At 73.1% G+C, this 21243-nt stretch carries 17 protein-coding genes and 1 pseudogene; 14 read left to right on the plus strand and 4 right to left on the minus strand.

What is annotated here, in order from left to right:
- The first annotated feature begins 16 nt into the window (after positions 1-16).
- The 3 genes from ACIODU_RS27420 to ACIODU_RS27430 all read left to right on the plus strand — a co-directional run bounded on the left by ACIODU_RS27420 (position 17) and on the right by ACIODU_RS27430 (position 2580).
- Entirely contained in the window at positions 17-607 is a 591-nt protein-coding gene (locus tag ACIODU_RS27420) for a DUF3043 domain-containing protein (protein WP_356430780.1), read from the plus strand.
- Positions 604-1401: a class I SAM-dependent methyltransferase gene (locus tag ACIODU_RS27425; RefSeq protein WP_401770830.1), complete on the plus strand. Its 798-nt coding sequence runs from the start codon at positions 604-606 to the stop codon at positions 1399-1401. Before ACIODU_RS27420 ends, ACIODU_RS27425 begins: the two co-directional genes overlap by 4 nt.
- Before the next feature lie 75 nt (positions 1402-1476).
- A complete protein-coding gene (locus ACIODU_RS27430; RefSeq protein WP_401770648.1) occupies positions 1477-2580 on the plus strand; it encodes a S1C family serine protease in 1104 nt (367 codons plus the stop codon).
- 227 nt (positions 2581-2807) lie between these two features.
- Here ACIODU_RS27430 and ACIODU_RS27435 read toward each other — a convergent pair.
- Positions 2808-3008, minus strand: a pseudogene (locus ACIODU_RS27435) (hypothetical protein); the annotation flags it as partial.
- A 93-nt stretch (positions 3009-3101) separates the two neighbouring features.
- Here ACIODU_RS27435 and ACIODU_RS27440 point away from each other — a divergent pair.
- Positions 3102-4316 carry a bifunctional adenosylcobinamide kinase/adenosylcobinamide-phosphate guanylyltransferase gene (locus ACIODU_RS27440; protein ID WP_401770651.1) on the plus strand — a complete coding sequence of 405 codons (1215 nt, stop codon included), beginning with the start codon at positions 3102-3104 and terminating at the stop codon, positions 4314-4316.
- Between the two features lie 94 nt (positions 4317-4410).
- Positions 4411-5508: a nicotinate-nucleotide--dimethylbenzimidazole phosphoribosyltransferase gene (gene cobT / locus ACIODU_RS27445; RefSeq protein WP_401770833.1), complete on the plus strand. Its 1098-nt coding sequence runs from the start codon at positions 4411-4413 to the stop codon at positions 5506-5508.
- A gap of 37 nt (positions 5509-5545) precedes the next feature.
- Here cobT and ACIODU_RS27450 read toward each other — a convergent pair whose 3' ends face one another.
- A complete protein-coding gene (locus tag ACIODU_RS27450) occupies positions 5546-6304 on the minus strand; it encodes a hypothetical protein (RefSeq protein ID WP_356430786.1) in 759 nt (252 codons plus the stop codon).
- A gap of 129 nt (positions 6305-6433) precedes the next feature.
- Here ACIODU_RS27450 and ACIODU_RS27455 point away from each other — a divergent pair, with 129 nt between their 5' ends.
- From ACIODU_RS27455 to ACIODU_RS27485, 7 genes are all read left to right on the plus strand, one after another.
- The gene (locus tag ACIODU_RS27455; protein WP_401770653.1) at positions 6434-7282 is read left to right on the plus strand and encodes an adenosylcobinamide-GDP ribazoletransferase; all 849 of its coding nucleotides are present in this window, start codon (positions 6434-6436) and stop codon (positions 7280-7282) included.
- A 179-nt stretch (positions 7283-7461) separates the two neighbouring features.
- Entirely contained in the window at positions 7462-8994 is a 1533-nt protein-coding gene (locus ACIODU_RS27460) for a leucyl aminopeptidase (RefSeq protein ID WP_327236951.1), read from the plus strand.
- 294 nt (positions 8995-9288) lie between these two features.
- The gene (lpdA, locus tag ACIODU_RS27465; RefSeq protein WP_356430789.1) at positions 9289-10677 is read left to right on the plus strand and encodes a dihydrolipoyl dehydrogenase; all 1389 of its coding nucleotides are present in this window, start codon (positions 9289-9291) and stop codon (positions 10675-10677) included.
- 53 nt (positions 10678-10730) lie between these two features.
- Positions 10731-12650, plus strand: coding sequence for a 2-oxoglutarate dehydrogenase, E2 component, dihydrolipoamide succinyltransferase (gene sucB, locus ACIODU_RS27470; protein WP_401770657.1), 1920 nt, complete (start codon positions 10731-10733; stop codon positions 12648-12650).
- Between the two features lie 108 nt (positions 12651-12758).
- Positions 12759-13382 (plus strand): GntR family transcriptional regulator, encoded by a 624-nt coding sequence (locus ACIODU_RS27475; protein WP_161309229.1) that lies wholly within the window; start codon positions 12759-12761, stop codon positions 13380-13382.
- Between the two features lie 217 nt (positions 13383-13599).
- Positions 13600-16284 (plus strand): pyruvate dehydrogenase (acetyl-transferring), homodimeric type, encoded by a 2685-nt coding sequence (gene aceE, locus ACIODU_RS27480; RefSeq protein ID WP_401770659.1) that lies wholly within the window; start codon positions 13600-13602, stop codon positions 16282-16284.
- 127 nt (positions 16285-16411) lie between these two features.
- Entirely contained in the window at positions 16412-17377 is a 966-nt protein-coding gene (locus ACIODU_RS27485; RefSeq protein WP_401770662.1) for a helix-turn-helix transcriptional regulator, read from the plus strand.
- Positions 17378-17431: 54 nt separating this feature from the next.
- On the opposite strand, the gene ACIODU_RS27490 is transcribed toward ACIODU_RS27485, so the two are convergent.
- The gene (locus ACIODU_RS27490; protein ID WP_401770665.1) at positions 17432-18349 is read right to left on the minus strand and encodes an SDR family oxidoreductase; all 918 of its coding nucleotides are present in this window, start codon (positions 18347-18349) and stop codon (positions 17432-17434) included.
- 159 nt (positions 18350-18508) lie between these two features.
- Here ACIODU_RS27490 and ACIODU_RS27495 point away from each other — a divergent pair, with 159 nt between their 5' ends.
- Entirely contained in the window at positions 18509-19030 is a 522-nt protein-coding gene (locus tag ACIODU_RS27495; protein ID WP_356430812.1) for a DUF4240 domain-containing protein, read from the plus strand.
- Between the two features lie 31 nt (positions 19031-19061).
- Here ACIODU_RS27495 and ACIODU_RS27500 read toward each other — a convergent pair whose 3' ends face one another.
- Positions 19062-19556 (minus strand): GNAT family N-acetyltransferase, encoded by a 495-nt coding sequence (locus tag ACIODU_RS27500; RefSeq protein WP_401770667.1) that lies wholly within the window; start codon positions 19554-19556, stop codon positions 19062-19064.
- Positions 19557-19599: 43 nt separating this feature from the next.
- Here ACIODU_RS27500 and ACIODU_RS27505 point away from each other — a divergent pair, with 43 nt between their 5' ends.
- Positions 19600-20490, plus strand: coding sequence for a TIGR01777 family oxidoreductase (locus ACIODU_RS27505; protein WP_356430799.1), 891 nt, complete (start codon positions 19600-19602; stop codon positions 20488-20490).
- The last annotated feature ends 753 nt before the right edge of the window (positions 20491-21243 follow it).

Here is a 21243-nt window from a genome sequence, read left to right on the forward strand (position 1 = left end):
CGTACCCTTGGGCTTTGTGTTCCGTAGCCGCGCCAATACAGAGAAGGCCGCCACTCAGGTGACGTCGGACCTCTCCACGCAGACCCGCGACCCGCAGGCCCCGAAGGGCCGCCCGACCCCGAAGCGCAGTGAGGCACAGTCGCAGCGGCGGCGTGCCTCGACGCCGACCGACCGCAAGTCGGCCATGAAGCAGCAGCGCGAGGCGCGCCGCACCGACATGGCCCGCCAGCGCGCCGCGCTGGCCAGCGGCGACGAGCGGTTCCTGCCGGCCCGCGACAAGGGACCGGTGCGCCGCTACGTCCGCGACTACGTGGACTCGCGCTTCTGCATGGCGGAGTTCTTCCTGCCGCTCGCGGTGGTGATCCTGGTCCTGAGCATGGTCCGGGTGGGTTCGCTCCAGAACATCGCGCTGCTGCTCTGGCTCGGCGTGATCGTGCTGATCGTCGTCGACTCGATCGGCCTGTGGCTGCGGCTGAAGAAGCAGCTGGCGGTGCGCTTCCCCGACACCCCCAAGCGGGGCGCGGTGGCCTACGGGCTGATGCGTACGCTCCAGATGCGCCGCCTGCGTCTCCCGAAGCCGCAGGTCAAGCGCGGACAGCGGCCCTGAGCAGCGGAGTCTCCGGTTTCGCGGGAGCCTCGAAAGGCTGGCTCGCCGGGCTCGGAGGGGTACGCAACGTCGTCCGCCAGGAACTGGTCGCACGGCAGCTGGACGAGCAGATCGCGGCCCGCTACCCGGTGGGGCAGCGGCTGAGGATCCTCGACGTCGGCATGGGCCAGGGCACGCAGGCCCTGCGGCTGGCGCGCGCCGGGCACACGGTGACCGGCCTGGAGTCCGACGCGGACATGCTGGCGACGGCCCGCGAGGCGCTCGCGGGCGAGCCGGCGGGGATACGTGAGCGCGTCACGCTCGTCGAGGGCGACGGCCTGGAGACCGGGGTCCACTTCCTGCCCGGCAGTTTCGACGTGGTGCTCTGTCACGGCGTGCTGATGTACGTCCAGGAGCCCGACGCGATGCTCGCGGGGCTGGCCAGGATGCTGGCGTCCGGCGGCCTCCTCTCGTTACTGGTGAGGAACGCGGACGCGCTCGCGCTGCGCCCCGGCCTCGCCGGGGACTGGCCGGGGGCGCTGAACGCCTTCGACACGGACACGTACACCAACCGCCTGGGTGTCCAGGTCCGCGCGGACCGGCTCGACGCCCTGACGGCGACGCTCGCGGGGATCGCCGCGCCGCTGCACGCCTGGTACGGGGTGCGGGTCTTCACGGACCTCGCCCCGAACGGCACCCCGCCGCCGGACGACGGTGACCTGGAGCGGCTGCTGGCCGCGGAGGACCGCGCGGGGCGGACGGAGCCGTACCGGCGGGTCGCCGCGCTGCTCCATCTGTGCGGCGTGCGGGGCTGAGACCGCGCGGACGGCACCCCCTGATCGGCCGCGTACCGCAGGCGCCCCCCTGCGGACAAAAGGGATACTCCGGGCATGAATGCTTCCCTTCTCCGGGGCCGTGCGCGCCGGCTGCTGCTGCCCCTGACCGCCGGGATCTGCGCGGTGGCCCTCGCCGCCGGCTGCTCGGGCACCGGCTCGGGGCGCGACGACACGGGGGCCGCCGACGTGGCCGGGGCCGGCCTCCCGGCGCGGGCCGCGTCCGTGGAGCGCGCCCAGAACGACCTCCAGAGCGCCTACGAGAGCGTCATCAAGAACGTGCTGCCGTCGGTCGTCGAGATCGACGCGGGGAACGCCCTCGGCTCCGGCGTCATCTTCGACACCCAGGGCCACATCGTCACCAACGCCCATGTCGTCGGCTCGAGGAAGACCTTCGCGGTCACCGTCGCCACGCGGGAGCAGCCGTTGGAGGCGCGCCTGGTCGCCAGCTTCCCGCAGGGGGACCTCGCCGTCATCAAGTTGACGAACGTCCCCTCCGGGCTCAAGGCGGCGAAGTTCGGCGACTCCTCCCAGGTGGCGGTGGGTCAGATCGTGCTGGCCATGGGGTCGCCGCTGGGCCTGTCGAGCAGCGTCACCCAGGGCATCGTCTCGGCGGTCGGCAGGACCGTGACCGAGAGCGACTCGGGCGGCGGGACGGGCGCGACGATCGCCAACCTGGTGCAGACGTCGGCGGCGATCAACCCGGGCAACAGCGGCGGGGCGCTGGTCAACCTGGACAGCCAGGTCATCGGCATCCCGACGCTGGCCGCGACCGACCCCCAGGAGGGCGACAGCGCCGCGCCGGGCATCGGGTTCGCGATCCCCGGGTCGACGGTGCAGAACGTCGCCGGGCAGATCATCAAGAGCGGGCGTGTCACCAACTCGGGCCGGGCGGCCCTGGGGATCACCGGCCGTACGTTCCTCGGCACCGACTTCCAGCCGGCCGGGGTGGCCGTCGTCTCGGCCACCAAGAACGGCCCGGCGGCCGGCGCGGGGATCAAGGCCGGGGACATCATCACGAAGGTGGGCCCCGACCAGATCACCACGATCCAGTCGCTGTCCGAGACGCTCGCGTCGGACAGCCCCGGGGAGAAGGTCCGGGTGACGTACGTCCGCCAGGGCACGACCCATACGGCGAACGTGACCCTCGGCGAGATGTAGGGGTACGGGGTACGGCTCCGGGCGCACGGCGCGCGGGGCACTGCACGCGGGGCGCGGGGCGCGGGAAAGGGCGTCCGGGGACCGCCTGGTCCCCGGACGCCCCGCCCCGGTCAGACCTGGTCGGTGGCCGGGTCCTCGGCCTTCGCGTCGGACGCCGTGTCGGACGCCGTGTCGGCCTTCGCCCCGGCCTCGGCCCCGGGCGCCGCCTCGTCGGGCGCGTCGCCCTGGTCCGCGTGCAGGCTCATCGGGCCGTAGATCTTGGTGCCGTCCTCGAAGAGGTGCACCTGGTCGGCGCCGCCCGCGAGCAGCTCCTTCCACGCCTCACCGATCCAGGACTCGGCGTCCCCCTGCGTGGTGAACTCCTCGGGCTCCACCGCCGGCGGGACCTCTGTCCCGTCGGACTTCTCGAACCGCCACGTCCACGCCATGTGCGCCTCCCGGATCCCGCCCGACTGATCAGCTTCCTGCCCGCAGCGTAGCCGGGCGCGCACCGTACGAGGCGACACGGGAGGATCATCTCCGTGGAACTGACTCTGCTCGGCACCGGAGCCCCCGCCGGACTCCCCCGCCCCGACTGCCCCTGCGCCGCCTGCGCCGCCGCCCGCGGCGCCCTGGCCCGCGCCGCGACGGCGCTGCTGGTGGACGGGGTCCTGCTGCTCGACCTGACCCCCGGGGCCGCGCTGGCCGCCGCGCGCGCGGGGCACTCCCTGGCGGGTGTCCAGCAGGTCCTGCTCACCCATCCGCACGACGGGCCCGCGGTGGAGCTGCCGGCGGGGCTTCCGGCGGCGGGGCGGGTCGCGGACGGGCGGGTGCTGACGCTCCTGAGCGGGCACCGGGTCAGGGCGCTGGCGATGGACGCGCCCGGCACGGGGTACGAGGTGACGGCGCCCGGCGGCGAGCGCCTGCTGTACCTGCCGCCGGGCGGCGCGCCCGCCGGGCTCCCGGACGGCTCCGGGAGGGGTGCGACGGCTCCGTACGACCTGGTGGCGGCAGATGTGACCGGCCGGCCCGACGCGGTGGCGCGGCTGCGGGCGGCCGGGGCGGTCGGGCCGTCCACGGACCTCGTCGCCGTCCACCTCGACCACGACGTGCCGCCCGGGGCGGAGCTGGACCGGCGGCTCGCGGCGGCGGGCGCGCGGGCGGTGGCCGACGGGACGACGGTGACGGTCGGCGCGTACCGCGCGGTGCCCCGGGTGCCGCGCCGCACGCTGGTGACGGGCGGGGCCCGGTCGGGCAAGTCGTGGGAGGCGGAACGGCGGCTGGCCACGTTCCCGGGGGTGGTGTACGTGGCGACCGGCGGCGGCCGGGACGGCGACGCGGAGTGGGACGCGCGGGTGCGGGCCCACCGGGAGCGCAGGCCGGGCAGCTGGGGGACGGTCGAGACCCGCGACCTGGTGCCGCTGCTCGCGCGGGAGGGGCCGCCGCTGCTGATCGACTGTCTGTCGCTGTGGCTGACGGACGCCATGGACCGGGTGGACGCGTGGAATGAGGAGGCGTGGGAGCCGGGGGGCCGCCGGGCGCTGCGGGAACGGACGGCGGAGCTGGTCGCGGCGGTCCGGGCGACCCCCCGCACGGTGGTCCTGGTGACGAACGAGGTCGGCTCGGGCATCGTCCCGGCGCACGTCTCGGGGCGCCTGTTCCGCGACGAACTGGGCCGCCTGAACGCGGCGGTCGCCGAGCAGTGCGAACACGTCCTGCTGGTGGTGGCGGGCCAGTCCTTGGCGCTGCGGGGGTGAGGCGGGGGCGGCGGCGGGCCGGGGCGCGCGCCGCCGCCGGTCCCTCCGCCGGTCAACCACGGCCCCGTTCGCTAATGTTCGGGCAATGAGCTCGCTGAATCTCGACGACTTCTCCGATCTGATCGAGCGCCCCGACGGCGGTACGCGGCGTGACGCCGAGGAACGCCGGGAGCGGCTGGTCGTGCCGCCCGGGGCGCTCGGGCGCCTCGACGAGCTGGGCGAGTGGCTCTCCGCCGCGCAGGGGTCCGTCCCGGTCGGGGCGATCCGCCAGCCGCGCGCGGTGGTGTTCGCCGGGGATCACGGGGTGGCCTCACTGGACGTCTCGGGACGCCCCGCCGGCAGCACCCACGCACTGGTGCGGGCGATGCTGGAGGGCGAGAGCCCCGCCGCCGTGCTGGCCCGCCGGACGGGCGTGCCGGTGCGGATCGTTGACGCCGGGCTGGACTGCGATCCCGGGCTGCTGCCCGACGAGGTCGTACGGCACCGGGTGCGGCGCGGCAGCGGCCGTATCGACGTCGAGAACGCGCTGACCGTCGAGGAGGCCGAGCAGGCCGTACGCCTCGGCATGCGGATCGCCGACGAGGAGGCGGACTCCGGTACCGATCTGCTCGTCCTGGGCGACCTGAGCGTCGGCGGTACGACTCCGGCCTCCACCCTGATCGCCGCCCTGTGCGGCACGGACGCGTCGGTGGTCACCGGGCGCGGCGGCGCGGGCATCGACGACCTGGCGTGGATGCGCAAGTGCGCGGCCGTCCGGGACGCGCTGCGCCGGGCGCGGCCGGTCCTCGGCGACCAGCTGGAGCTGCTGGCGACGGTGGGCGGCGCGGACCTGGCGGCGATGACGGGCTTCCTGCTCCAGAGCGCGGTGCGCCGGGTGCCGGTGGTCCTGGACGGTGTGGTGTCGGCGGCGTGTGCGCTGGTCGGCCAGCGGGCGGCGTTCCGCGCCCCCGACTGGTGGCTGGCGGGCCACCTGAGCGGCGAGCCCGCCCAGGCGAAGGCGCTGGACCGGATGGCGCTGGTGCCGCTGCTCGACCAGGGCGTCACGCTCGGCGGGGGTACGGGGGCGCTGTTGGCGCTGCCCCTGGTGCAGGCGGCGGCCGCCCTGGCGGCGGAACTGCCGGAGGCGCCCCTCTCCCCCGCTCCGGAGACGGACGCGGAGGACGACCCGGAGGACGGGACGGACACGGACTGACCGCGCGCCCGCCCTCGTACCGGCGCACGCGGATCCCTCAGTGCGGGGTCCGCGCGGGGTCCGGGGTGGGGGCGCCGCCGATCAGGTCCTGGAAGCGGCGGCGCGGGCCCACCCAGCGTTTGTCGTGGTGGTACGCGCGCAGCGTGCTCCTCGCCCGCTTCTTGTGGCGCCCCCGGTAGAAGCGTTTGGCCCAGGGCGAGCCCGGCCGCGCCAGCCGGATCGCGCCCGTCAGCGCCACGAACGGCACCAGCGTGCCGATCAGCGCCATGCGCAGCTTGCCCTTGAACGCCGCGATCAGCACGAACGCGAAGTTGACCAGGAGCGTCACGATGACCGACGCCCGGTTCTCCTGCTGCTGGGTCGTCAGGGAGTTGACCTCCACCGGCGAGAACCCGCTGAGCACGAGCAGCGCCAGCGCCGCCGCCGTCACCACCACCTCCACGCTCTGGCGGCCCTGTTCGGACCAGTAGACGTCCTGGAGGTGCAGGATCAGCGCGAACTCGTCCAGCACGAGCCCCGCGCCGAGGCCGAAGATCACCGCGCACACGCAGGCCGTGACCCCCTGGGTCCCGCTGCCGACCGCGCCGAAGCCGCCGATGACGGTGAGGATCACCCCCGGGACCACATGATGGATGTGCGTCCCGCCCGGTGAGATGTTCCGGAACGGCCCCTTCCCGGCCCGGATGAGCCGGGTCACCGTACGGGTCACGGCGAAGGTCAGCACGAAGGACGCGAGCGCGAGCAGGGCGGGCAGCTTGCCCGGCTCGACGATGTTCTGGTGAAACCAGTTACCCATGCCACCTGCTTCCGAGTGCCGGACGGGACGGTACGACGTGACGGTATGGGAAGTTTGCGGGATTCAGCGCCTTTTGAGGGGGCGTTGGGTGTCAGCGTCCGGTGACACCCCCCGGCTACCCTTCGCGCGATGACTTCTACGGACGGCTCCACCGACGGCTCGACGGACGGCCCCGCGGGCGGCATACCGGCGGACACCTCCCGCGCCTCGCCCGCCGACGGCGTGCGGTTCGCCTTCGGCACCCTCACGGTGCTGCCCGTCCGGGTGACCCGCTGGGACCGGCCGGCCGCCGGCGCCGGGATGCGGGCCGCGCCGCTCGTGGGCCTGGTGGTCGGCGTGGCAGCGGCGGCCGTCGGCGCCGTCCTGCTGCGAGCGGGCGCCGGGCCCCTCCTCGCCGCCGTCGCCGCCGTCGCCGTACCGGCCGTACTGACGCGGGGACTGCACCTGGACGGCCTCGCGGACACGGCGGACGGGCTGGGCAGCGGGAAGCCGGCCAAGGACGCCCTGCGGATCATGAAGCGCTCGGACATCGGGCCGTTCGGCGTGATCACGCTGCTGCTCGTCCTGCTCGGGCAGGTCGCGGCGGTGTCCGAGCTGTACGGGGAAGGCCCCGCGCACGGCGCGGTGGCCGTGGCCGTGTCCGGGGTGGCCGCCCGGCTCGCGCTCACCGTCGCCTGCCGTACGGGCGTGCCCCCGGCCCGCCCCGACGGCCTGGGCGCGGCCGTCGCCGGAGCCGTACCGGTGCGCGCGGCGGTCCTCACGGCGCTGGCGGCGACGGCGGTCTGCGCGGTGGCGGGCGGGGTGTTCGGCTTCACCGGGGCGATCCACCACGCGCTGGCGGTGGCGGCCGCGCTGGGCGCCGCACACCTGCTGCTCGGGCACTGCGTCCGGCGCTTCGGCGGGGTGACGGGGGACGTCCTCGGCGCGCTGGCCGAAACCGCCGCCACCACCGCGCTCGTCGTGCTGACCCTCGGCTGACCCCGGTACGGGCGACCGGGGCCCGTCCGCTCCGCCAACGCCCCCGTGAAGGCCGGATCTCACCGAGCGTAGGCTCGTTCCCGGCGGGCACCAGGCCGAATCGGTCTTACTATGCGGCGGGCACGGTCGGCCCATCCCTCGACCGCCGAAAAACTCAACGGAAGCGAGAATTCACCACCGTGACTGCTCTCACTCTCAGCACAGCCGGGGCGGCGACGCTGCGCGCCGACGTGATCGTCGTCGGCGTCGCGAAGGGCGCCGGGGGGCCGGTTGTCGCGCCCGGCGCCGAAGCCGTGGACCAGGCGTTCGACGGCAAGCTCGCCGCCGTCCTGGAGACCCTGGGCGCGTCGGGCGCCGAGGGCGAGGTGACCAAGCTCCCCGCCCCGTCCGGCCTGAAGTCGCCGGTCGTCCTCGCGGTCGGCCTGGGCTCCGCCCCGGACAAGGACGGGGCGTACGGCTCCGAGGCGCTGCGCCGCGCCGCCGGCGCCGCCGCCCGCGCCCTGTCGGGCACGAAGAAGGCCGCGTTCGCGCTGCCCGTCGAGGCCGCCGAGGACGTCGAGGCCATCGCCGAGGGCGCCCTCCTGGGCGCGTACGCCTTCACCGTCTACCTGGGCGGCGAAAAGTCGGCCAAGAAGAACGGCAACGGCCCGAAGCTGCCGCTCGGCGAGGTCGCCCTGCTCGGCGCCAAGCCCCGCGACAAGGCCCACAAGGCCGCCGCGGACCGCGCGATCGCGCTGACCGAGGAGGTCAACCGCGCCCGCGACCTGATCAACACCCCGCCGAACGACCTCACCCCCGAGGGCTTCGCCGCCGTGGCCACCGCCGCCGGCAAGGACCACGGCGTCAAGGTGCAGGTGCTCGACGAGAAGGCGCTCGCCAAGGGCGGCTTCGGCGGCATCCTCGGCGTGGGCCAGGGCTCGGTGAACCCGCCGCGCCTGGTGCGGCTCGCGTACACCCACCCCGAGGCGGAGAAGACGCTCGCGCTGGTCGGCAAGGGCATCACGTACGACTCGGGCGGCATCTCGCTCAAGCCCCCGGGGCACAACGAGACGATGAAGTGCGACATGAGCGGCGCCGCCGCCGTGTTCGCCGCCGTCGTCACGGCCGCCCGGCTCGGCCTGCGCGTCAACGTGACGGGCTGGCTCGCCCTGGCCGAGAACATGCCCTCGGGCTCCGCCACCCGCCCGGGTGACGTCCTGCGCATGTACAGCGGCAAGACCGTCGAGGTCCTCAACACCGACGCCGAGGGGCGGCTGGTCCTCGCGGACGCGCTGACCCGCGCCTCGGAGGAGAGCCCCGACGCGATCGTGGACGTGGCGACGCTGACCGGCGCGATGGTCCTGGCGCTGGGCAACCGCACCTTCGGGATCATGTCGAACGACGACGCGTTCCGTACCTCCATCCACGAGATCGCCGAGGAGGTCGGCGAGGCCTCGTGGCCGATGCCGCTCCCCGCCGACCTGCGCAAGGGCATGGACTCCCCCACCGCCGACATCGCCAACATGGGCGAGCGGATGGGCGGCGGCCTGGTCGCCGGACTCTTCCTGAAGGAGTTCGTCGGCGAGGGCATCACGTGGGCGCACCTCGACATCGCGGGCCCCGCCTTCCACGAGGGGGCGCCGTTCGGCTACACCCCCAAGGGCGGTACGGGCTCCGCGATCCGCACCCTCGTCAAGCTCGCCGAGCGCACCGCCTCCGGCGACCTGGGCTGAGCCTTCCGCCCGGTCCGGTCCCGCCACGGCGCGGGCCGGACCGGGCGGGCCCGCGCGGCGGGCGGCTCCCCGCGAAAGAAATACGGACGTTCGTGCGGGCGTTACGGCATCCGGGGTGCTCCATCACACGTCCCGGACCCCGGCCCCGCGTCCCGCGTGCCGTGAACAAGTGCGAAGATGGGTTCTCGGCAGGACAGGGCCCCCACCACAGGGCCGAAGAATCAGCGGCCGAAGACCAGCCGCCGCGACGGTCGTCGACGACCGCGCCCGGCGCACATGCATGGAGGACGTGACGTGGCGAACGACGCCAGCACCGTTTTCGACCTAGTGATCCTCGGCGGCGGGAGCGGCGGTTACGCCGCGGCGCTGCGCGGAGCGCAGCTGGGCCTGGACGTCGCACTGATCGAGAAGAACAAGCTGGGCGGCACCTGCCTGCACAACGGCTGCATTCCCACGAAGGCCCTGCTGCACGCGGGCGAGATCGCCGACCAGGCGCGCGAGAGCGAGCAGTTCGGGGTCAAGGCCACCTTCGAGGGCATCGACATCGCGGGCGTCCACAAGTACAAGGACGACGTGATCGCCGGCCTGTACAAGGGGCTCCAGGGCCTGGTCGCCTCGCGCAAGGTGACGTACATCGAGGGTGAGGGCCGGCTGTCCTCCCCCACCTCCGTGGACGTGGACGGGCAGCGGATCCAGGGCCGTCACGTCCTGCTCGCGACCGGTTCCGTACCGAAGTCGCTGCCGGGTCTGGTCATCGACGGCGAGCGGATCATCTCCTCGGACCACGCGCTGACGCTGAACCGCGTCCCGGAGTCCGCGATCATCCTGGGCGGCGGCGTCATCGGCGTCGAGTTCGCCTCGGCGTGGAAGTCCTTCGGCACCGACGTCACGGTCATCGAGGGCCTCAAGCACCTCGTCCCGGTCGAGGACGAGAACAGCTCCAAGCTGCTGGAGCGGGCCTTCCGCAAGCGTGGCATCAAGTTCAACCTCGGCACCTTCTTCGACAAGGCCGAGTACACGCAGGACGGTGTCCGCGTGACGCTGGCCGACGGCAAGACCTTCGAGGCGGAGGTGCTGCTGGTCGCGATCGGCCGCGGCCCGGTCTCGCAGGGCCTCGGGTACGAGGAGCAGGGCGTCGCGATCGACCGCGGCTACGTCGTCGTGGACGAGTACATGCGCACGAACGTGGAGACGATCTCCGCCGTCGGCGACCTCGTCCCGACCCTCCAGCTCGCGCACGTCGGCTTCGCCGAGGGCATCCTCGTCGCGGAGCGGCTGGCCGGGCTCAAGCCCGTCCCGATCGACTACGACGGCGTGCCCCGGGTGACGTACTGCCACCCCGAGGTCGCCTCCGTGGGCATCACCGAGGCCAGGGCCAAGGAGGTCTACGGCGCGGACAAGGTCGTCGCCCTCAAGTACAGCCTCGCGGGCAACGGCAAGAGCAAGATCCTCAAGACCGCGGGCGAGATCAAGCTCGTGCAGGTCAAGGACGGCGCCGTCGTCGGCGTCCACATGGTCGGTGACCGTATGGGCGAGCAGGTCGGCGAAGCTCAGCTGATCTACAACTGGGAGGCTCTGCCGGCCGAGGTCGCGCAGCTCATCCACGCGCACCCGACCCAGAACGAGGCGCTCGGCGAGGCCCACCTGGCGCTCGCGGGCAAGCCCCTCCACTCCCACGACTGACTCAGTCCGGGCGACGACCACCTACCGCACATTCGTTAGGAGCAACTGAAACCATGGCGGTTTCCGTAACCCTGCCGGCGCTCGGCGAGAGCGTCACCGAGGGCACTGTCACCCGCTGGCTGAAGGCCGAGGGTGAGCGCGTGGAGGCCGACGAGCCGCTGCTCGAGGTCTCCACCGACAAGGTCGACACCGAGATCCCCGCGCCCGTCGCCGGTGTGCTCGCGTCCATCAAGGTCGCCGAGGACGAGACCGTCGAGGTCGGCGCCGAACTGGCCGTCATCGACGACGGCTCCGGCGCGCCCGCGGCCGACGCGGCGCCGGCCGCCGAGCCCGAGGCCGCACCGGCCCCCGCCCAGGAGGCCCCCGCCCCCGAGCAGGCACCGGCCCAGGAGGCCCCGCAGCAGCCGGCCCCGACGGCCGAGGCGGTCCCCTCGACCGAGACCCAGGCCCCGGCTCCCGCCCCCACCGCGCAGGCGGCGGCGGGCGGCGGCAGCTCCGAGGGCACCGACGTCGTCCTTCCCGCGCTCGGCGAGAGCGTCACCGAGGGCACCGTCACCCGCTGGCTCAAGGAGGTCGGTGAGTCGGTCGAGGCCGACGAGCCGCTCCTGGAGGTCTCCACCGACAAGGTGGACACCGAGATCCCCGCCCCGGTCGCCGGCGTCCTGCTGGAGATCGTGGTCGCTGAGGACGAGACCGCCGAGGTCGGCGGCCGGCTCGCCGTCATCGGCGCCCCGGGTGCCACTCCGGCCCCGGCGGCCGCTCCGGCCGCTCCCGCCCCGGCGGCGGCTCCGGCCCCGGCTCCCGCGCCGGCCGCCCAGGCTCCGGCACCGGCGGCTCCCGCGCCGACTCCGGCTCCGGCTCCGCAGGCCCCGGCCGCGCCCGCCCCGCAGCAGGCCGCCCCGGCGCCCGCTCCGGCGGCTCAGGCACCGGCTGCCCCCGCCCCCGCCCCGGCCCCTGCCCCGCAGAAGGCCGCCCCCGCCCCGGCCAAGCCCGCCACCCCGGCCCCGGCTCCCGCCGCGACCGCCGGTGACGACGGCGCGTACGTGACCCCGCTGGTCCGCAAGCTCGCCTCCGAGAACGGTGTCGAGCTGGGCTCGGTCAAGGGCACCGGCGTCGGCGGCCGGATCCGCAAGCAGGACGTCCTCGCCGCCGCGGAGGCCGCCAAGGCCGCCGCCGAGGCCGCCGCTTCCGCCCCCGCCGCGCCGGCCCCGGCCGCCGCGCCGAAGGCACCGAAGCTGGAGACGTCCCCGCTGCGCGGACAGACCGTCAAGATGACCCGGATGCGCAAGGTCATCGGCGACAACATGATGAAGGCCCTGCACGAGCAGGCGCAGCTGACCACCGTGGTCGAGGTGGACATCACCAAGCTGATGCGTCTGCGCAACCAGGCGAAGGAGTCGTTCGCGGCCCGCGAGGGCGTCAAGCTCTCGCCGATGCCGTTCTTCGTCAAGGCGGCGGCCCAGGCGCTGAAGGCCCACCCGGTCATCAACGCCCGGATCAACGAGGGCGAAGGCACGGTCACCTACTTCGACACCGAGAACATCGGTATCGCGGTGGACTCCGAGCGCGGTCTGATGACCCCGGTCATCAAGGGCGCGGGCGACCTGAACATCGCCGGCATCTCCAAGAAGACCGCGGAGCTGGCGGCGGCGGTCCGCGCCAGCAAGATCACGCCGGACGACCTGGCCGGCGGCACCTTCACCATCAGCAACACCGGTTCGCGCGGCGCGCTGTTCGACACGATCATCGTGCCCCCGAACCAGGCCGCGATCCTCGGCATCGGTGCCACCGTCCGGCGCCCGGTGGTCATCAACCACCCGGACCTCGGCGAGACCATCGCGGTGCGCGACATGGCGTACGTCGCGCTCTCCTACGACCACCGCCTGGTGGACGGCGCCGACGCGGCCCGTTACCTGACGGCGGTCAAGGCGATCCTGGAAGCCGGCGAGTTCGAGGTGGAACTCGGCCTGTAAGGCTCTCGGAGACACCCATACGGCGACGGCGCCCCTGTCCGGATCACTCCGGGCGGGGGCGCCGCCGTATCGTCTACCCATCGACCCTGTCCCCGAGGAGCGCCTCCCATGACTCCGCCCGTCGTCCACTCGCTGCGCGAACAGATCCGCGAGCACATCGTGGAGGGGATCGTCAGCGGCCGCTGGAAGCCGGGCGAACGGATCGTCGAGCGGCGGATCGCCACCGAGCTCCAGGTCAGCCAGACGCCGGTGCGCGAGGCGCTGCGGGAGCTGGAGAGCCTGCGGCTGATCGAGTCGGCGCCGAACAAGGGTGTACGGGTACGGAACCTGACGGCGGCCGACCTGGAGGAGAGCTATCCCGTACGGGCCGGCCTGGAGCAGATCGCGGCGGAGCTGGCGGCGGAGCGGCTGGCCCGGGACTGCTCGGCGCTGGAGCCGCACGTGGCGGCGCTCTACGACGCGGACCGCACGGCCGACGGGACCGCGCAGGTGCGGCACACCGTGGGGTTCCACCGGGAGCTGGTGCGGGCCGCCGGGAACGCGGTGCTGCTGCACACCTGGGAGGGGCTGGGCATCGAGGTGTTCACCGCGCTGTCGATCCGCTGGCTCGGCACCGTACAGAAGTCGTACGCGGAGGAACACCAGGATCTCGTCGAGGCGTTCCGGCGGCGGGATCCGACCATCGGCGCTCTGGTGAAGGTCCATGTGCTCGGATGCGCGCCGCGCGCCTGATTCATGCCCTTTTGACGCGGCTTATCGAGCGTCACTGGGTGCCCTGGTCCACGGCACCGGATGCCACTTTCTTCAGAACGTGAAGTTTTACCCCGTACCCCTTTGATCGATCATCGATCAGCGATTTACAGTCGAACACGGGCTGCACCCAGTCCTTCGCCCTGTCCTGCCAGACAAGGCCTTTCTCCACCCCCCTCCTGTCCGGAAGGCGGCGACCATGCCCGACCCCGTAGGCAAGCTTCCGAGCGAGCTCGACCAGCTCCCGGACCGTGACACCGAGGAGACCGCCGAATGGGCGGCCTCCCTGGACGCCGTCACCGAGCATGCCGGCCCCCACCGCGCCGCGTACCTGCTGCGCCGCACCCTCCAGCACGCCGGGACCGCCGGGGTCCAGGTGCCGGCCCTGCTGGAGTCCGACTACGTCAACACCATCCCCACCGCCGCCGAGCCCGCCTTCGACGGCGACGAGGCGATGGAGTCCCGGATCACCGCCTGGAACCGCTGGAACGCGGCCGCGATGGTCACCCGCGGAGCCCGCTACGGCGTCGGCGGCCACATCGCCACCTTCGCCTCGGCCGCCTGGCTCTACGAGACGGGCTTCAACCACTTCTTCCAGGGCAAGGAGGGGGACGGCAGCGGCGACCAGCTCTACATCCAGGGCCACGCCTCCCCCGGCATCTACGCCCGCGCGTTCCTCGACGGACGCCTCAGCGAGCAGGACCTGGACCACTTCCGCCAGGAGGCGGGCGGCCAGGGGCTCCCCTCGTACCCGCACCCGCGCCGATTGCCCTGGCTGTGGGAGTTCCCCACCGTCTCCATGGGCCTCGGCCCGCTCTCCGCGATCTACCAGGCGCGCTTCAACCGCTACCTGGCCAACCGCGGCATCAAGGACACCTCCGCCTCGCACGTGTGGGCCTTCCTCGGTGACGGCGAGATGGACGAGCCCGAGTCGACGGCGTCCCTCGCCCTCGCCTCCCGCGAGCGGCTCGACAACCTGACCTTCGTCATCAACTGCAATCTCCAGCGCCTCGACGGCCCGGTCCGCGCGAACTTCAAGATCGTGCAGGAGCTGGAGGCCCAGTTCCGCGGCGCCGGCTGGAACGTGATCAAGTCGCTGTGGGGCTCCGCCTGGGACGAGCTGTTCGCCCTGGACACCACGGGCGCGCTGGTACGGCGCCTGCGCGAGGTGCCGGACGCGCAGTTCCAGACGTACGCGACCCGTGACGTGGCGTACATCCGCGAGCACTTCTTCGGCGCCGAGCCGGCCCTCGTGGAGCTGGCCAGGCTGCTGACGGACGCGAAGATCGCGGAGTGCTTCTTCACCTCGCGCGGCGGCCACGAGGCCCGCAAGGTGTACGCGGCCTACCGCGCCGCCCTCGCCCACAAGGGCGCGCCGACCGTGATCCTCGCCCAGACGGTGAAGGGCTACACGCTCGGCGCCAGCTTCGAGTCGCGCAACGCCAACCACCAGATGAAGAAGCTCTCGGGCGACCAGTTCCGCACCATGCGCGACCTGCTCGACCTGCCCATCCCGGACTCCAAGCTGGACGAAGGGCTGGTGCCGTACGGCCACCCCGGCGCCGACTCCCCCGAGGTCCGCTACCTCCAGGAGCGGCGCGCGGAGCTGGGCGGCCCCGCCCCGGCCCGCCGTACGCACGCGGTCGCGCTGCCCGCGCCCGCCGAGAAGCCGTTCCAGACGGTCTACAAGGGTTCGGGATCCCAGCCGGTCGCCACGACCATGGCGTTCGTCCGGCTGATGAAGGACCTCATGCGGGACAAGGAGACCGGCAAGCGCTGGGTCCCCATCGTCCCCGACGAGGCGCGCACCTTCGGCATGGAGGCGCTCTTCCCCGCGTACGGCATCTACTCGCCGCTCGGCCAGACGTACGACCCGGTCGACCGCGACCAGTTGCTCTACTACAAGGAGGCCAAGGACGGGCAGATCCTCAACGAGGGGATCACCGAGGCCGGTTCGATGGCCGACTTCATCGCCGCCGCGACGTCGTACGCGACGCACGGCGAGACGATGATCCCGTTCTACATCTTCTACTCGATGTTCGGCTGGCAGCGCACGGGCGACCAGATGTGGCAGCTCGCCGACCAGCTCGGCAAGGGCTTCATCGTCGGCGCCACCGCGGGCCGTACGACCCTGACGGGCGAGGGTCTCCAGCACGCCGACGGCCACTCCCACCTCATCGCGTCCACGAACCCGGCCGCGCTGAACTACGACCCGGCGTTCGCGTACGAGATCGCCGTGATCGTCAAGGACGGCCTGCGGCGGATGTACACGCCCACCCCCGAATCCCCCTCGGGCGAGGACGTCTTCTACTACCTGACGGTCTACAACGAGCCGATGCCGCAGCCCGCGATGCCCGAGGGCGTCGAGGAGGGCATCCTCAAGGGCCTCTACCGCTTCAAGGAGGGCGTGCCCGCCACGGCCGACGCGCCCCGCATACAGCTCCTCGCGTCGGGCACGGCGATCCACTGGATCCTGGAGGCCCAGGACCTGCTGGCCGCCGACTGGGGCGTCACCGCCGACGTGTGGTCCGCCACCTCCTGGGGCGAGCTGCGCCGCGACGGCCTCGCGGCCGACGAGGCGCTGCTGCGCGGCGAGGAGCGGGTGCCGTACGTGACCCGCGCGCTGGCCGGCGCGCCGGGCCCGGTGCTGGCGGTCAGCGACTGGATGCGCCAGGTCCCCGACCAGATCAGCCAGTGGGTCGAGCAGGACTACACCTCGCTCGGGACGGACGGCTTCGGCCTCTCCGACACCCGCGAGGCGGCCCGCAGGCACTTCGGCGTGGACGCCAGGTCGGTCGTCGTCGCGGCGCTCGCGCAGCTCGCGCGGCGCGGCGAGGTCAAGCCGGAGAAGGTCCTGGAGGCACGCGAGCGCTACGGCCTCTGAGCCGCCCGCGCCGCACCCCCCGGCCTCTCCCCCGCACGGATCCTGCCTCCCCGCACGGATTCCGCCCCGAAACCCCTGCCGCCGCGCGGCAGGGGTTTCCCGGCGTTTTCCCGGCATCATGGGAGCCATGCGCGCAGCCAGGCTGATCAAGATGGTGCTTCTCCTCCAGTCCAGACCGTCCATGACGGCCGCCGAGCTGGCCGGTGCGCTGGAGGTCTCGGAGCGCACCATCACGCGGGACGCCCAGGCGCTCTCCGAGGCGGGGGTGCCGGTGTACGCGGACCGGGGCAGGACCGGCGGGTACCGGCTGGTCGGCGGCTACCGCACGCGGCTGACGGGGCTGGCGCGCGGGGAGGCGGAGGCGCTGTTCCTGTCCGGGGTGCCAGGGGCGCTGCGGGAGATGGGGCTGGACGACGTGTCCTCGGCCGCGCGGCTCAAGGTGTCGGCGGCGCTGCTGCCGTCGCTGCGGGACGCGTCGGAGTCGGCGGCGCGGCGCTTCCATCTGGACGCGCCCGGCTGGTACCAGGAGCCGGAGACCCCCGAGCTGCTGCCCGCGATCGCGGAGGCCGTGTGGGGCGACCGGCTGCTGTCGGCCCGCTACCGGCGCGCGGACGGGGAGGTGGAGCGGGAGCTGGCGCCGTACGGGCTCGTGCTGAAGGCGGGCGTCTGGTACCTGTGCGCCTGCGCCGGGGGCAGCTTCCGGGTGTACCGGCTCGACCGCTTCACGGCGGTGGAGCCGCTGGCGGAACGTTTCGTACGGGACGAGTCCTTCGACCTGCCGGGCTTCTGGGAGGAGCGCGCGGCGCAGTTCGCGCGCTCCCTGCTCCGTACGGAGATCGAGATCCGCCTCTCCCCGGAGGGCGTCCGCGCCCTGCCGTACGCCGTGGACCGCGCGTCGGCGCACGAGGCGATCGAGGCGGCGCCCGCCCCGGACGACCAGGGCCGCGTGACGCTGACGCTGCCGGTGGAGTCCGAGGAGGTGGCGCACGGGCAACTGCTGGCGCTGGGGGCGGAGGTGGAGGTGCTGGCGCCCCTCACCCTGCGCCGGCGCTTCGCGGAGTCGGCGGAGCGGGTGAGGGCGCTGTACGGGTGAGCTCTCTGTACGTTAAGCGCCCTGTACGGGTGAGGGGCGGCCGGCTCCTCCGCCTCAGCGGTAGTCGCTCGCGGGGGCGTTCTTGCCGCCGTTCACGACGTCCGTGATGTACCCCCAGGCGTCCGGGGTGCTGCCGTCCGCGTCGGTGAACCCGTACGCCCGCGCCAGCGAGAAGCTGGACAGCGACTGGCCGGTCCAGCGGTGCCGGTCGGGGTCCGAGGCGAGCGCGGCGACCGCGCGGCCGACGAAGACCGGCGACTCGGAGATCGCGAACGCCGCGTCCTTCCGTACCCCGTCGCGCCAGTTCTCCTCCCGTACCCCGAAGTGGTCGAGCATCTGCTCCGAGCGGAGGAAGCCCGGGGTGACCGACACGGCCGTACCGCCGACGCTCCTGAGATCCTCGGCGAGGTTGAACGCCATCCTGATGGGGCCGTTCTTGGCGAGGTCGTAGTAGAAGTTCTCGCGGAAGTTCCTGTTCGACTCGGCCGTGCCGTCGGTGACCTCGACCACCAGACCGCCGGGCCTGCGGACCAGCAGCGGGAGCGCGCAGCTGCTGGTGATGGCGTGGGTCTTCACGCTCAGGTCCAGCATCCGCAGCCCCCGTTCCAGCTCGGTCTCCCACATCTTCTTGCCGAACTCGACCAGGTGCTCACCGCCCCAGACGTCGTTCACGAGCACGTCCAGCCGGCCCTGCTCCCGGTCGATCCTGGCCACCAGCGCGCGGACCTGGTCCGGCTCCAGATGGTCGGTCGGTACGGCGATCCCCTCACCGCCCGCGGCGGTCACCAGCTCGGCCGTCCCCTCGATGGTCTCCGTGGTCCGCCCGACCTCGCTGGCCTTCTCGCGGGTCGTGCGCCCCGTCACGTACACGGTCGCGCCGGCCGTCCCGAGCGCCACCGCGATCGCCCGCCCCGCGCCCCGGGTCGCCCCCGCCACGAGCGCGGTCCTCCCCGTCAACGGCTGTTCCGTCATCCGCCACCTCCATCGGTTCCGGCCAGCTCCCGGCCGTGCACCGACCGTCACACAAAATGGCGACACCTTCTGTCCGACTTCTTCCGGCTCATGATTCACCCCCTCATTTCGGTGCCTCCGCGTGCGCGGGCCCCCGCCAACCACGATGCTGGACCCGTGATGGACGAGACGGAGTTCTGGGAGATCATCGACAGCACCCGCGAGGCCGCCGACGGCGACCCCGAGGACCAGGCCGAGCTGCTGGTGGAGCGGCTGCTCCAGCTCGACCCCGACTCCGTCCTGGACTTCGCGCGGCACTTCGAGGCCCGGTACAACCGCGCGTACCACTGGGACCTCTGGGGTGCGGCGGCCGTCCTCCTCGGCGGCGCGAGCGACGACGCCTTCGACTACTTCCGCTGCTGGCTCATCGGCCAGGGCCGCGAGATCTTCGAGGGCGGGCTCCACGATCCGGACAGCCTCGCGGAGCTGCTGGACGAGTTCGACGAGGATCTGGACGGGGACGGCGAGGAGCTGGGGTACGCGGCGGACGAGGCGTACGAACAGCTGACGGGTGTGGTGGCGCCGGACCTCGGCGTGGCGGCGCAGCCGGCGGAGCCGGAGGGCACGCCGGTCGACTTCGAGGACACGACGGCGCTGGCGGACCGTTTCCCGAGGCTGTCGGAGCGCTTCGGTACGCCGTGAGGTTCCGGCCTCACGCCAGGGCCAGGGGTCCTCACCCCAGGAGCGAACGACCCATCAGCACGTCGTCCACGTACTCCCCGTCCAGCAGGAACTCCCCGGGCAGCACGCCCTCCACGGCGAAGCCCTCGGCCTCGTACAGCCGCCGGGCCGGCAGGTTGTGCCCCAGCACCCGCAGGGTCAGCCGGCGCGCGCCCTGGTTGCGCGCGTGCAGCGCCGCCGCGCGCAGCAGGGCGCGGCCCATGCCGAGTCCGCGCGCGGACTCCGCCACCGCGAGGCCCTGGATCTGCCGTACGTGCGCGTTGCACGCGAGCGGGGTGGGGCGGGCGATCCTCACGTACCCCACCAGGCGGTCGCCGATCTCCGCGACGAGGTGTTCCTCGGGGCGGTGCCGGTCGTCGAAGAACGGGTCGTAGGGCGGGCGCGGGCGGGGGGACACGGCGTGGAGCGGCGACCAGGTCTCCCGGTCGAGCCGTCCCAGCGCCTCGTCGTCGTCCTGGACGGCGGGACGTATCTGCGATTCCGACATGGCATAACTGTGCCATGGGGTGTCCCGGGGGCAGGATGGGTGCATGAGGATCGCGGTCACCGGCTCCACCGGGCTCATCGGTACGGCTCTTGTCAGCTCCCTGCGCGCGGACGGGCACGAGGTGGTGCGCCTGGTGAGACGCCCCTCGCGGACCGGCGACGAGGTGGAGTGGGATCCGGTGCGGCAGTACGTCGACACGGCGGGGCTGCACGGGTGCGAGGCGGTCGTCCACCTGGCGGGCGCGGGCATCGGCGACCACCGGTGGACCGACGCGTACAAGAAGGAACTCCGCGACAGCCGTGTCCTCGGCACGGCGGCGATCGCGGAGGCCGTGGCGTCGCTGGAGGTACCGCCCCGCGTGCTGGTCTCCGGTTCCGCCGTGGGGTTCTACGGCGACACGGGTGACCGCGCGGTCGACGAGTCGGCGCCACCCGGGGACGGGTTCCTGCCGTCGCTGTGCGTGGAGTGGGAGGAGGCCGCGTCGGCGGCGGAGGAGGCGGGCATCCGGACGGTGTTCGCGCGCTCGGGGCTCGTGGTGTCGCCCAAGGGCGGTGCGTGGGGGCGGCTGTTCCCGCTGTTCCGGGCGGGCCTGGGCGGGCGGCTGGGGTCGGGGGACCAGTACTGGAGCTTCATCGCGCTGCACGACCACGTGGCGGCGCTGCGGCACGTGATCGACACGGAGTCGCTGACGGGCCCGGTGAACCTGACGGCACCGACACCGGCGACGAACCGGGAGGTGACGGCGGCGATGGGGGCGGCGTTGGGGCGGCCCACGCTGTTTCCGGTGCCGGGGGTGGTGTTGCGGGCGGCGCTGGGCGAGCTGTCGTCGGACATCCTGACGAGTCAGCGGGTGCTGCCGGGGCGGCTGTTGGAGTCGGGCTTCACGTTCGCGTTCCCAACGGTGGGGGAGGCGGTGCGCTCCGCGTTGTCGTGACGCGGTTGTGGTTGCCCTCACGCCGGACGAGCGCCAGCCTCCCGGTGGGCGGCGACTTCCTACGAGTCCTCGCGCCGGACGAGCGTCTGCGGCCCGGTGGGGGGCGCGGCTTCCTGATTGTCCTCAATCGCCGGACGGGCTTGGTGGTGCCCGCTGCGGGCCGCGTTTTCCGGCGCGGGCCGGTTGCCGGGGGCCGGTCAGGGGTCGTGTCCTGCACTGCATGTTTTACGTCGCGTGCGACCGGTCGTATTGATTGACGATCGCCATGCGACACAAAACACGCTTTACGTTCCGGACACGACCCCTGCCCGTCCCCCTTCCAGGCCCGCGTCACTACCCGGCCAGCTCTGGGGCGGGGCGGCAGGCAGCCCGAACCCGCACCGGGGCACTTCAAGCCCGTCCGGCGTTTGAGGACATCGGTAACCCGCACCCGGCTCCGGCACGGAGGCCACCATCCAGCCCGCCCAGACGCACCCCCACCCCACCCGGACGCCCCCCAAGCCCGTCCGGCGATTGAGGACATCCCTGCCCCTCAACCGCGCACGCGCAGGGGCACCATCCAGCCCGCCCGGACGCACCCCCAGCCCGTCCGGCGATTGAGGACAACTGTGAGCCGCGCGCAACGGACCGCGGGGACCCTGGGGTGGGCGGGGTCGTTCAGTTCACCCTCGGCGTGAGGGGGGTGGGGTCGGAGGAGGTGCGTGTGTCCGGACGTAAAGCGTGTTTTGTGGCGCATGGCCCCGGTCAACTGAA

It is taken from the genome of Streptomyces sp. NPDC088261, assembly GCF_044740805.1.
Lineage (GTDB): Bacteria > Actinomycetota > Actinomycetes > Streptomycetales > Streptomycetaceae > Streptomyces.